This window comes from Candidatus Megaera venefica (assembly GCF_034554655.1).
In the GTDB taxonomy this organism is placed as follows: domain Bacteria; phylum Pseudomonadota; class Alphaproteobacteria; order Rickettsiales; family Rickettsiaceae; genus Megaera_A; species Megaera_A venefica.
This window is the reverse complement of sequence record NZ_JARJFB010000036.1, coordinates 1-12,591: the sequence shown is the minus strand read 5'-3', so window position 1 is coordinate 12,591 and position 12,591 is coordinate 1. Positions and strand designations below refer to the sequence as shown.

General features: G+C 36.3%; 15 protein-coding genes and 2 pseudogenes. 11 read left to right on the top strand and 6 right to left on the bottom strand.

Annotated elements, in window-relative coordinates:
- The 6 genes and pseudogenes from Megvenef_RS03405 to rpmF all read right to left on the bottom strand — a co-directional run.
- Positions 1-500, bottom strand: a 500-nt coding sequence (locus Megvenef_RS03405) for a transposase (RefSeq protein ID WP_322776251.1), incomplete at its 3' end; no start/stop codon positions are given.
- Between the two features lie 71 nt (positions 501-571).
- Positions 572-1,276 (bottom strand): annotated as a pseudogene (locus Megvenef_RS03400) (class I SAM-dependent methyltransferase); the annotation flags it as partial.
- Between the two features lie 302 nt (positions 1,277-1,578).
- Positions 1,579-2,148, bottom strand: a complete 570-nt coding sequence (locus Megvenef_RS03395) for a MerR family transcriptional regulator (protein WP_322776591.1) — start codon at positions 2,146-2,148, stop codon at positions 1,579-1,581.
- Positions 2,138-2,440: an HU family DNA-binding protein gene (locus Megvenef_RS03390; RefSeq protein WP_322776590.1), complete on the bottom strand. Its 303-nt coding sequence runs from the start codon at positions 2,438-2,440 to the stop codon at positions 2,138-2,140. Before Megvenef_RS03390 ends, Megvenef_RS03395 begins: the two co-directional genes overlap by 11 nt.
- Before the next feature lie 159 nt (positions 2,441-2,599).
- Entirely contained in the window at positions 2,600-3,553 is a 954-nt protein-coding gene (locus Megvenef_RS03385; RefSeq protein WP_322776589.1) for a beta-ketoacyl-ACP synthase III, read from the bottom strand.
- 8 nt (positions 3,554-3,561) lie between these two features.
- On the bottom strand, positions 3,562-3,759 hold the full coding sequence (rpmF, locus tag Megvenef_RS03380) for a 50S ribosomal protein L32 (RefSeq protein WP_322776588.1): 198 nt from the start codon (positions 3,757-3,759) through the stop codon (positions 3,562-3,564).
- A gap of 119 nt (positions 3,760-3,878) precedes the next feature.
- Here rpmF and bamE point away from each other — a divergent pair, with 119 nt between their 5' ends.
- The 11 genes and pseudogenes from bamE to Megvenef_RS03325 all read left to right on the top strand — a co-directional run.
- Positions 3,879-4,340, top strand: coding sequence for an outer membrane protein assembly factor BamE domain-containing protein (gene bamE, locus Megvenef_RS03375; RefSeq protein WP_322776587.1), 462 nt, complete (start codon positions 3,879-3,881; stop codon positions 4,338-4,340).
- 255 nt (positions 4,341-4,595) lie between these two features.
- Positions 4,596-4,898, top strand: a complete 303-nt coding sequence (gatC, locus tag Megvenef_RS03370; RefSeq protein ID WP_322776586.1) for an Asp-tRNA(Asn)/Glu-tRNA(Gln) amidotransferase subunit GatC — start codon at positions 4,596-4,598, stop codon at positions 4,896-4,898.
- 1 nt (position 4,899) lies between these two features.
- Positions 4,900-6,381, top strand: a complete 1,482-nt coding sequence (gene gatA / locus Megvenef_RS03365; protein WP_322776585.1) for an Asp-tRNA(Asn)/Glu-tRNA(Gln) amidotransferase subunit GatA — start codon at positions 4,900-4,902, stop codon at positions 6,379-6,381.
- A complete protein-coding gene (gatB, locus tag Megvenef_RS03360; RefSeq protein WP_322776584.1) occupies positions 6,381-7,832 on the top strand; it encodes an Asp-tRNA(Asn)/Glu-tRNA(Gln) amidotransferase subunit GatB in 1,452 nt (483 codons plus the stop codon). The genes gatA and gatB overlap by 1 nt, the downstream gene beginning before the upstream one ends.
- A gap of 7 nt (positions 7,833-7,839) precedes the next feature.
- On the top strand, positions 7,840-9,168 hold the full coding sequence (locus Megvenef_RS03355; RefSeq protein WP_322776583.1) for a baseplate megatron protein TIM-barrel domain-containing protein: 1,329 nt from the start codon (positions 7,840-7,842) through the stop codon (positions 9,166-9,168).
- Complete coding sequence (gene map, locus Megvenef_RS03350) at positions 9,168-9,959, top strand: type I methionyl aminopeptidase (protein WP_322776582.1); 792 nt, start codon at positions 9,168-9,170, stop codon at positions 9,957-9,959. The genes Megvenef_RS03355 and map overlap by 1 nt, the downstream gene beginning before the upstream one ends.
- The gene (radC, locus tag Megvenef_RS03345; RefSeq protein ID WP_322776581.1) at positions 9,943-10,644 is read left to right on the top strand and encodes a RadC family protein; all 702 of its coding nucleotides are present in this window, start codon (positions 9,943-9,945) and stop codon (positions 10,642-10,644) included. The genes map and radC overlap by 17 nt, the downstream gene beginning before the upstream one ends.
- Positions 10,645-10,742: 98 nt before the next feature.
- Positions 10,743-11,648, top strand: a complete 906-nt coding sequence (locus Megvenef_RS03340) for an MraY family glycosyltransferase (RefSeq protein WP_322776580.1) — start codon at positions 10,743-10,745, stop codon at positions 11,646-11,648.
- 7 nt (positions 11,649-11,655) lie between these two features.
- Entirely contained in the window at positions 11,656-11,964 is a 309-nt protein-coding gene (locus Megvenef_RS03335; protein WP_322776579.1) for a DciA family protein, read from the top strand.
- Between the two features lie 106 nt (positions 11,965-12,070).
- The gene (gene cyaY / locus Megvenef_RS03330; RefSeq protein ID WP_322776578.1) at positions 12,071-12,373 is read left to right on the top strand and encodes an iron donor protein CyaY; all 303 of its coding nucleotides are present in this window, start codon (positions 12,071-12,073) and stop codon (positions 12,371-12,373) included.
- Between the two features lie 7 nt (positions 12,374-12,380).
- Positions 12,381-12,591 (top strand): annotated as a pseudogene (locus Megvenef_RS03325) (ABC transporter ATP-binding protein); the annotation flags it as partial.

Sequence of the window (12,591 nt, the reverse complement as noted above, 5' to 3'; positions counted from 1 at the left end):
GGCCTGCCTTGCCAAGCTTTAACATCGTCCATGACATCATCAGTAATTCTACTAACAAGGCTTTCGCTAATGTCAGCCCCGTATAGTTCCTGAATCTGAAGTTTAATATCTGATAGACTCATTCCTTTGGCGTATAAGGATAGAATTTTTTGATCTAAACCTTCAATTCTTGTTTTTCTTTTGGGAATGATTGCAGGTTCAAACTCAGCATCTCTATCCCTTGGAACGTCTATTGTAATAAGGCCATTATCAGTGATTAGATTCTTTTGAGATACACCGTTACGGGCGTTATTAGAAGTGATAATACGATCGTATCTGTCATAACCTAGATGATTATTCATCTCTGCCTGTAAAGCTTTTTCCACAAGACGTTTTGTTAGTTGTTTCAATAACCCGCCTTTGCTTAAAACATTCGATAGATCTACTTCTTTACTTACCAGTAAATCTATCGCTGCGGATATAGCTTCATTATTCTTATTATTGATAGTGTTTTTAGTCATATTTTATTCCTCTTAGTTATATTAATTGATTATATAACCTATAAGGAATTTACACACTTAGATGGACAGACCCCAAAAAGAATATGATCTGAGGGCGAATTACTACCGAGATTGTACCAATTTGTAGCAGGTAAACTGGTCATTACAGCCCAGCCATTTTTTACCTCTTCTGTGCGAGAAGTAACACCATTATTAACCATTTGCATCAATTTTTGTATATGGTATACACCGGTTCTACCATAGTGAGCATACACCATAAGATCCATACCACCTTTAGTAGAAAGAGAATCTTTCAAAATTTTTAAACCAAGCTCAGGTGATTCAAGATGGTGCAGCACTCCAATACAGTTAATATAGTCAAATGTGCCAAGCTTCAAGTTCGGAATATTTAAAATACTATCATTAACCCACTTTATATTTTTCAAACCCCTAATTTTTGCTCTTTCCTGCGCTATAGCCATACTAGCTTTGCTGAAATCTAAATATACAATCTCAGCATTAGTATTTTTTAATTGTTCAGCATAACAAATAACAGCATCTCCTGTGCCAGCCCCAGCAACTAAAATCCTAAAATTATCCTGAAAACTCTCTTTCCCACCAAAAACCCAGTGATTTATCTCACCTAAATAGAAGTTTCCGACAAGAATTATTCGTGTTTTTTCATCTTCGGGATTACGTAGTGGATAAGGATAATCTATATATTGATCCTGAACTTGTTTCAGGTCTTTTGCAAATTTCTTGCCTATATCCTTATCTTTCATCTTTTTATCTATCATTATTTATTCCAGATTTAATTATCACACACTTTTAAAGCAACTACAAAAGCCTAGCTAGAGATTTCTACGGGCGCATACTACTGAGATTCGCGAAATTGACATCCCATTTTCAAGCTAAATTATTAATTAATGTCATCAACATAACACGCTCGGTAATATCTGTAAATGATGATTCGTTTAAAAAAGAACAAGCCTTAGATTTATGTACTATGAAGGCCATTAGCAAGCAAGACAGACTTTGAAAGTGTCAGCAGTTACTTCACTATTTACACCTTTGATTGACATAACTCATCAGCAATTCCTTATTTCAAACTCAGATTGTTAGCTTTATCTACAAGCTTGTATAGTTTATTAAGTAACTGATCTATTCTAGAAATAATTGATATTTGTTGGAATTCTATTTCTGTAAAAATCTGTGCAGTTGATTTTGCAACCTGATTTGTATTCTTATTTATGCTATTCAAATGAATGGCTTCATTAGCTTCCTGCTCAGCTGAAGAATTGGTACTAGAAGATTTAATACCGAGATCCAGTTGATGCGGGAGAGTAGTTTTATAGTTATCGCTAGGATTAACATTAGAAGCCAAAGCAGCTTGAGAACTAGCACCTTCCACTACAAACTTAGATTCCGGACGCTTACCCCCCAAATCAACTTTGTCCAATTCAATACTAATATAGTCATCAGTATCAGAGTTTATTGAATAGTTTTTCTTAAGGTAATTGATACTATCTTTCGTATAATATCTTCTGCCTCGCATTTTTATTATAGAAAGGTTCTGATCAACTTTCTCGACGTAACGAAGCTTGTGGGTAGTTAAACCAGTAAACTCAGCAACTTCTGCGATAGAGAAATATTTCTTCTCAACTGTCATAATTGTTGACCTTATCCTTAAACGACCTTGAAGGATTAAATCGTAGCACAGTTCTTGGAGCAATAGACACAGGATTACCAGTGTGAATATTAAATCCTGGTCGGGTTTTTTTATGGTTAATCTTCCAAGTACCAAAATTCTGCAACACAACTTTCTGATCTTTTTTGGCAAGATTTAAAATTTCTGCAAAAACATATAAGGTGATTTCTTCACATAAAGAGAGAGATAAACCAAGCTGGGCTTTTAACTTCTCAGCAATTTTTTCTTTAGTAATGGTAGAGACCTTATGCATACTATCCCCATCAATTTTTATAGTTTCTTAACATAGAGCCACCCAATTTAGCGAGTCTCGTCTGTACTCACTATCAACCTAAACTGCGCGAGGCGACGCTCTAAAATTAACTATCCCTGCTTCAGGATTAATTTACTAAATAAATTCGCTTGGTATAAGTTACCATCTTACAATTGCAGCTCCCCAAGTTGCCCCCGCGCCAAAAGCAGTGAACACAACAATTTTACCTGGTTTTATGCCCTTCAACGATTTTAATTCTGATAACGCAAGAGGAATCGAAGCAGCCGAACAATTTGCATGCCTTTCAATAGTAGTTACTATTTTATTACTATCAATATCAAGCCGAGCAGCAATGCTATCAATTATCCTTAAGTTAGCCTGATGAGGAACTAGATGATCAATATCGGATAAACTCATTCCGTTTACCTCAAGCAACTGCTTGACTGATTCAGACATTTTTTCAATCGCGCGCCTGAACACTTCTTGCCCTTTCATTTGGACTCTGCCGCTTTTGCCATTCGTACTCACGCCACCGTCAGTGTAAAGTATATCGTACATTGACCCATCAGAGTAAATATTACTATCGATAACACCAGCATTTGAATCACAATGCTGCAAAATTACTGCACCAGCTCCATCACCAAAAAGCACACAAGTTGAACGGTCCTGCCAGTCAAGAAGAGCAGACATTTTATCAGCACACACGAGTAAAACAGTCTTATATTTACCTGATTTTATCATGCTGTCCACTACATGAATACCGTATATAAACCCAGAACAAATTGCTTGTATATCGAAAGAAGGGACCTGACCAAGGTCCAGATACCCTTGCAGCTTATTAGCTATGCCCGGAAAACTATTGTCAGGAGTGTTGCTACAAACAACAATAAGGTCTATGTCTTTAGAATTAATGTTAGCATCTTTTATTGCGGCAAGCGCCGCTTTATGAGCCATATGTGAAGTGAACTCGCCTTCAGCAGCAATATGTCGCTGACGAATCCCAGTTCTTGTTCTAATCCATTCATCACTAGTATCAATAAATTTAGCTAGATCATCATTAGTTAAAACTTTTTCTGGTAGATAGCCTCCACAACCAATAATTTTTGAGGCCATATGAGTTACTACTCTACCGTATCAACTTCAACTTTTTCTACAACAACTTGACGATTGTTGTATGAACCGTTGCTTGGATCCATACGATGTGGTAATCTGTACTCACCAGTGTCTTTGTCTATTATAACATTGATTCTGCTAAGCGCATCATGTGAGCGTCTCATATTACGCTTTGATTTAGATGTTTTTTTCTTTGGAACTGCCATGATTTATCCCTCAATAGACTTTTTGTTGTCAGTATTTAAAAAAAGTATTTGTCAAACAGAGGCGCAGTATACTATATTTCATCTACAAAATCCATAATATTTTTATATAAATACCATTTATGACACATTTCCCCAAACTAATATCCTTGATTTTCCTTATACTACTAGCTGGTTGCCAGTCTATAGACGTTCGCGGACAGTTCGTAAGTGACGAGGCGATAAAGCAAATAAATTCACAACTGCCAAATAAAACTCAGTTGGTTGAACTTATTGGAACTCCAACATATGTACCAGATTATTCTAAAAATACGTGGTACTATATTCAACGCTCACTAGCCAAGAGGGCCTGGTTTAATCCTAAAGTGATAAAACAACGTATAGTAAAAGTAGTGTTTAATGGCGACAAGGTTCAAGAGGCTGGACTCTTGAGCGACAGTCAAAATGAAGAGATCTCCACACAGAGCTCGTATACGCAGACTTATGGCACTCAGCAGAATGGTGTTCAAAAATTTGTCAAAAATATAGGTAGATTTAATAAAACTACAGATGGGACTAAGAGAAAAAAGAAAAAAGCTAGATAATAAAACAATGCCGCGGACAAGTCGTCCCAAACTTGATTGAAGCTTTTGCGTCCACTTATTCTCGACCTCTGATCTAAGGTAGAGAAAGAAGATCCCGGGTCAAACCCGGGATGACAACATAACATTCTGTCATCTTGAACTTAAATTCAGGATCTATCTTAATATAGACAGAAGGAGACTCCGGTATCGAGTCCGGGATGACTTTACAAATAAATACAGGCTTTTATAAATAATTTAATGTGATGAGAATCAGCTATGATAAGTGACATAGAACAAAAAAAATTGCAAAAACTTGCAAGACTAAGTTTTTCTAACGATGAAGCCAAAATCCTTTCTGATAAGCTTGGAAATATTCTTGGCATGATCAATCAAATTCATGAGGTTGAATGCGAAAATATTGAGCCGCTAAGATCTGTATCCGAAATTTACCAAAGAATGCGCCCAGATATCGTAGATGTACCAGATCTTTCTGAAGATTTATTTAAAAATGTTCCAAGTAGCCAAGCTGATTTGGCTCGTGAAATAAAATGTTTTGTTGTCCCAAAGGTGGTTGAATAATATGAAAGAATTGATAAAGCTATCCATAACTGAATCACTAAAAGGTTTAGAATCAAAAAAATTTACATCAACTGAGCTCATTAATGCTCATATAGCCCAAGCAGAAAAATATAAAAATCTTAATGCGTATATTACCGAAACTTTCGAACATGCAAGAAAGCTAGCAAAAAAGGCTGATCAAAATTACCAAGAAGGATCTAATCGTAAGCTAGAAGGAATCCCAGTTGCTGTAAAGGACCTGTTTTGCACTAATGGCATCAGAACTACTGCTGCATCAAAAATACTTCATAACTTCGTTCCAACATATGAATCAACAATTAGCAAAAATATTGCTGATCATGGAACAATTATGATTGGTAAAACAAATATGGATGAGTTCGCAATGGGCTCATCTAGTACTACAAGCTATTTTGGCAACGTAATCAGCCCATGGAAATCAAAAAATAATACCCAAGACCTGGTTCCGGGCGGATCTTCTGGAGGATCAGCTGCAGCAGTCAGTAGTTTTAGCGCCATGGCCGCTCTCGGAAGCGATACAGGCGGTTCAATCAGACAGCCAGCAGCTTTTACCGGTACCGTTGGAGTAAAACCTACATATGGCAGATGCTCAAGATGGGGTATGGTGGCTTTCTCTAGCTCCCTTGATCAAGCCGGTATTTTTACCAGAACTGTAAATGATGCAGCTTTGATGCTTGAGGGGATGATGGGGTATGATGAAAAAGATTCAACTTCGATCAACAAAGATGTTCCAGAACTTGTATCGGCTTCAACAAAATCCGTAAAAGGAATGCGCATTGGTATTCCAAGAGATTTAATGGAAATAAGTGGGGTCAATAGCGAAATAATCAAAATGTGGCAAAATTCTATTGAAATGATGAGAGCAGAAGGAGCCGAGATAGTTAATATCTCACTTCCTCATGCCAAGTACGCCCTGCCCGTTTATTATGTCATTGCACCCGCAGAGGCTTCATCGAATTTGTCAAGATATGATGGGGTTCGCTACGGCCATAGAACCGAAAAAGACTGCAAGTCCCTTGATGAAATGTATACTCTTACCAGAACAGAAGGATTTGGCGATGAGGTAAAGAGACGTATCATTATTGGTACTTATGTACTTTCTTCAAGTAAAATGGATGCTTATTACTTAAAAGCTCAAAAAATACGTCGTTTAATAGCAAATGATTTTAAGGCCGCCTATGAAAAGGTAGACGTAATTTTACTACCTTCTTCGCCGACAGCAGCTTTTGGTATAAATGAAAATCAAACTGATCCGCTTACTATGTATTTAAATGATATATTTACTATTCCAGCTAGTCTTGCTGGTTTGCCATGTGCATCTGTTCCATCAGCACTCTCGTCCGAAGGGTTGCCCCTAGGAATGCAATTAATAGCACCCGCATTCGATGAGTACAATCTGATCAGATCAATGGCAGTAATTGAAAGAGCAATGGTTAATACCGATTTCACACCAGGAGGTTTCTAATGGCATATATCACCGGAAATACAGGAGAGTGGGAATATGTAATAGGCTTAGAAGTCCATGCTCAAGTATCTTCAAAAGCAAAATTATTTTCACAAACAGCAACTGATTTTGGCGCCGAGCCAAATACCCAGGTATCACTTATTGACGCAGCTATGCCTGGTATGTTGCCTGTTTTGAATAGGTACTGCGTAGAACAAGCAGTAAAAACTGGTTTAGGAATCAATGCCGAAATAAATAAAATTTCGATCTTTGACCGAAAAAATTACTTTTACGCGGATTTACCACAAGGATATCAAATCTCCCAGTTTTATCTGCCAATTGTGCAAAATGGCCATTTATATATTACACTTGAAGATGGTTCGGAAAAAAGGATTAGAATTAATCGTATCCATCTAGAACAAGACGCCGGTAAAAGCATACACGATCAACATCCAGATTATAGCTTGATTGATCTAAATCGCTCAGGTATCGCTCTGATGGAGATAGTATCTGAACCTGACATGAATTCTCCATATGAAGCCTCTGAGTATGTCAAAAAGCTTAGAAGTTTGTTACGGTATGTCGGTTCTTGTGATGGCAACATGGATCAAGGCTCAATGCGTTGCGATGCAAATATTTCAGTGCGCAGACCAGGCGAAGAGTTAGGCACAAGATGCGAAATTAAGAACGTTAATTCTGTTAAAAATATAGTCAAAGCTATTGAATACGAAGCAATGCGCCAAGTAGAGTTACTGGAAAGCGGTGGAAAGGTTGATCAGGAAACAAGATTATTCGATGCAACCACTGGGCAAACCAGAACAATGCGCAGTAAAGAAGATGCAAATGATTACCGTTATTTCCCAGATCCAGATTTGCTTCCTGTAGTCATAGATGATGAGCTTATTGAAAAAATGAGAGCAGAGTTACCAGAATTACCGGAGGCTAAAACTCAACGCTACGTAGCACAGCTGAACTTAAGTAAATATGACGCAGAAGTTCTAGTTGCTGATGAGGAAACTGCAATTTATTTTGAACAAGCCAGCCTTGGTACAAATGCAAAAACCGTTGCAAATTGGATTACTAGTGAATTATTCGGCAAATTAAACAAAAGTTCAATGACGTTGGCTCAGTGTAAGATTACGCCAGAAATGCTTCGTTCTATGGTTGACATGATAGAAGACGGCACTATTTCAGGAAAAATCGCCAAAACAGTTTTTGAGGAAATGTTTTTAAGTGGCGAAACGGCCGAAAAAATTGTTAAAGATCAGGGGCTGACACAAGTTTCTGATCGTGCTTCCATTGAACCAATTATTGACGAAGTAATAGCTGCAAACCAAGATTCTGTTGAAGCTTACCGAAGTGGAAAAGATAAGCTTTTTGGATTTTTTGTTGGTCAAGTAATGCAAAGAACAGGTGGTAAAGCAAGCCCTACAATGGTTAATGAGTTATTGAAAGAAAAATTAAATAGATAACATACTTATGGCAAAGGCAATACTTGGGGATATTTCTATAGATCATCAACAAGATATGGATTATGTTTCTGAGCATATGACAGCTGTAATTATGGGACCTGGTTGTGGTGAGGGGTCCCTGAGTATTCGGTCAATAGAAGAAATTTGCAAAACTTTACCTAACTTAGAGTGGGTTGGAATACCTGTTTCTTGGTTTATTGATAGCTTGGACATTAGTAGCGCTAAAATTAAGCCTGGGAGCGAGAAAAGAAGAGATGAGATAAAAGAAGATTCCTGGCTAGTAAGTAGCTATGATCGTAATAACGCCCATGCTATTGCTAGAAAAAATTCTTATGACCCATCAACCATAAGATATGGTGGTACCATGCCTGATGAAGAAGTGTTAAAATTTGTAAACGCCCTGAAAGAGCAAGGGAAGAAGGTGGCGTTTTATCCATTTTTAATGGTTGATAACGAAAGTAAAGATTGGCGCGGATACATTACTGGCAGTGCTGAGCAAGTTGAAATGTTTTATACAAATCAGTACCAACCATTTGTTATGCATTATGCTTTTTTGCTTCGAGATAAAGTTGATATGTTCTATATAGGATCGGAGCTTGAGGGACTTACAGTAATAAAAGGGGAAGAGAGAAATTTTCCATTTGTAAATAACCTTTGTGGATTAGCTGCTAATGTTAGGTCAATAGTAGGCGAAAAAGTACAAATTAGTTATGCGGCCAATTGGAGTGAATATCTTCATTGCAAAGGTGGTTATAGACCATTAGATACTTTATGGAGTGATCAAAACATTAATTTTGTTGGTATAGATTATTATATGCCACTAACTGACGTTGATAATCAACAAATTACACTAGAAAGCATTAAAAATGGTTTCACTAGTAGCGAAGGATGGGATTATTTTTACCAAGATTCAACCCAGATTATAATTGATCAGGACTATAATAGATGGAAAAACATAGGGTACTGGCAATCAAGTGATCACTGGGCATGGGATTCAGAAAAAGGCGAAAGCTATAAAACCTCGTGGATTCCTAATTCAAAGCCAATCATTTTTAGTGAATTCGGTTTTCGTTCGATAGAAATGGCGACTAATACGCCAAATGTTTACGGTAGTAGTTTACCTAAACATTCAAACGGATCTACTGATTTTCCATTACAAATCAAAGCAATTCGTGCTACTTTAGAACATATAAGTGAAAACCCAGCTATACAAACAGGGTTTTGCTATGTTTGGGATGCTAGAGGGTATGGCTGGCAAAATAGTTACGTCGATGGTCATCAATGGGCACAAGGGCATTGGATTGATGGTAAATTACAAATATTGCAGACTAAATAATGACAATAAAAATCCATAAGGAAGATGATTTCAAGAAGATGCGCTCGGCTGGCATGCTTGCTGCACGCACCCTTGATTACATAACTGGATTTGTTATTCCTGGAGTTACTACTGACCGCTTGAATGATTTATGTCATGAGTTTATTATTACTAACGGCGCTATCCCAGCTCCGCTTAATTACAAAGGATTTCCAAAGTCGATTTGTACTTCGATTAATCATGTTGTGTGTCACGGTATACCATCTGATAAAAAGCTAAAAAATGGCGATATAATAAATATCGATGTAACAGTTATATTAGATGGTTGGCATGGGGATACTAGTCGTATGTTCTATGTAGGCGATGCGGGCATTAAGCAAAAACGACTTATACAAGTTACTTACGAATCGATGATGATTGGTATCGAGATGGTAAAACCTGGTATACGCCTTGGTGATGTTGGTCACGCGATCCAGCAATATGCACAAAAACATAATTATTCAGTGGTTCGTGATTATACCGGTCATGGAATTGGGAGAGTTTTTCATGACGAGCCAACAGTACTCCATTATGGAAAACCTGGGACTGGCGCTTTACTCCAAGAAGGAATGTTTTTCACTATTGAGCCTATGCTAAACGCTGGCAGAGCAGAAACTATTTTGAGTAAGTTTGATAATTGGACGGTAACAACTAGAGACAAGTCCCTTTCTGCGCAATTTGAGCACACAGTAGGTGTAACCAAAGATGGGGTAGAAATTTTTACACTATCACCAACAAATCTTCTATATCCGCCATATGCATCAGGAAAATAAAGAAGATAACAAACAACCACATTATTTGGGGCATCGCAAGAGGCTGAAGGAAAAATTTTTAAATTCAGACCCTTCTAGCGTCAATGACTATGAATTATTAGAATTGCTTCTCTTTCAGGCAGTACCAAGAAGAGATGTTAAGCCTCTGGCCAAAGAATTGTTACAAAAATTTGGGAACTTTAACCAACTAATTAATGCCGAAAAAGATAAGATTTTTGCCGTAGATGAAGCTAAGGAACCTACATACTTACAGCTCCGTTTACTCAAAGAGCTTTTGAATCGTATTTTTCAGAGCGAGGTCAAAGAAAAAAACATTATAAGCTCCTGGAGTGCATTGCTTGATTATCTAAAATTTAATATGGGTTGTCTAAAAATAGAACAATTTAGGGTTTTATTTTTAAATAAAAAAAATATTCTTATTGCTGATGAAGTTGTTGCTAGTGGCACTATAGACCAAACGCCCGTTTACCCTAGAGAAATTGTCAAGAAATCTCTGTTCCATGAAGCTGGGGCGATTATTTTAGTTCATAACCATCCAAGTGGTAATACCAAGCCCTCAAAATCTGATATTGATTTAACTACCCAAATTATTAATGCTTGTAATATGATTAATGTAACTGTCCATGATCATGTTATTATAAGCAGTGATAACTATTATAGTTTTAAATCAAATATGCTATTATGACTTACTATATATCAAGTCTTCTTATTTTGGGCACCGTTTCAACAACCGCCTCTTACTTACTGACGAAGCTACTTATCAATCTACTCCCAAAATACGGAATGGTTGATGCACCAAGTGCAAGAAGAGTTCACAACAAAGAAACTCCACGTGGTGGTGGCATAGCATTTGTTATTACTTTCGGAATGTTCCTACCTTTATTTGAATATTGTATGTTTGGGCAATTTGAACGTTCATATACTATATTGCAAATATTTCTTCCGATCAGCCTGGTGTCATTTTGGGATGATATATCTCATGTAATGATTCCCATAAGATTGATTATACACGTACTATGCTCTTTCTTAGCAATTATGTGGCTTGTTCATCCAAGCGTAGTACTTAGTTATGGAATTCCTATTTATTTAGATTTAACGATAGCCGCCTTTGCTTTACTTACTTTTTTGAATTTATATAATTTTCTTGATGGTATTGATGGTATAACTGTCAGCGAAACCATGCATTTATCAATTACTATTATAATTCTTTGTTTTCTTAGCTACGACATCATTCCAAATGTTGACATGGTTATTATTATTACTACTATCATATTGGGATGGTCGATAGGATTTTTTTATTTTAACTGGCAACCAGCAAAAATATTTTTAGGTGATACAGGAAGTATCAGCATAGGTTTTTTAATCGGAGTATGTTTGCTAACAGTGGCTTCAGCAAGTGCTAAACTATTTGCTGCCTGTGTTATTGCTTCACTTTATTATATTGCTGACGGTGGTTTAACTATTTTAGTCAGGATTGTTAAAAGAGAGAGAATATGGGAGCCTCACTTGCAACATTTTTTCCAAAAATCAGTACGCAAAGGACATAGCCATAAAAGAGTAGTAAAACGTATAATAAAATGTAATTTGTTGCTAATGATCCTTTCGATTGGCTCTATATATTATCCAATCATTTCAATAATTGGAGCACTTATTGTTGTATTAATTACTCTAATTAGGTCAGTAATTTAGAAATATTATGAGACCTATAGTTAACGACGTAAATAAACTTATTTATAGTATTTATAAAAGGCAAAATCCAATTTTAGCCGAGTTAATTGTAAATTGGGGAAAAATTGTTGGTGTTAAGTATAGCACTCAGTCGAATCCATTAAAGATTACTACAATTAGAGAAGGCGGGAAACAAATAAATATTTTGCAGGTAGTTGTTGATAGCTCAAGCATTTCAATGGAAATTGCCTATCAGCAAGAACTAATGATTGAAAGAATAGCAATATATCTTGGTTACAAAGGAATTCACAAGATTAAATTACTAGTGAGAGGATAAATTTGTCTGATGTTTCAAAAGTCATCCTGAGACGTCGATGGTTTTAACCATAATTAAACATAAGCCACAAATTTTTAGATAATTTTTAAAAATAAATTAAAGAACAATGAAAGATTTAGATTTTGCAATTGAAGTTGAAAGAATTATAAATAAAATAGCCACAACTATTGAAGATAACGATCAAGAATGTAGATTTGATCTGGATCTCAATGATGGAATCCTTACTTTCTCAAATGAGAGTGGTACCTATGTTATAAACAAACAAAGTGCCTCTAAAGAAATATGGTTATCTTCACCGATCAGTGGACCATATCATTTTGCTCTACAAGGAGAGCAATGGAAATCTCGTACTGGAGCAGAATTATATCAGGTACTGTCATATGAATTACAAATAGAAATAAAAGGTTAGCTAATCAATGAGCGGCAACATCAAAGAATTAAGTTTCTATTTAGTCGGGCACATAAAGAGTTTATTGATAGTATTAATATCATTGCTAAGTGTTTCCGCGTCCCTTCTCCTTATAGGATTTATCTTTAGAAAATTGATAGATAATGGCTTAAACGCCGGGCAAATAGGTGTAGTTCATAATTCTATTTATTTAATTTGTGGATTGATTGGTGTTTTTG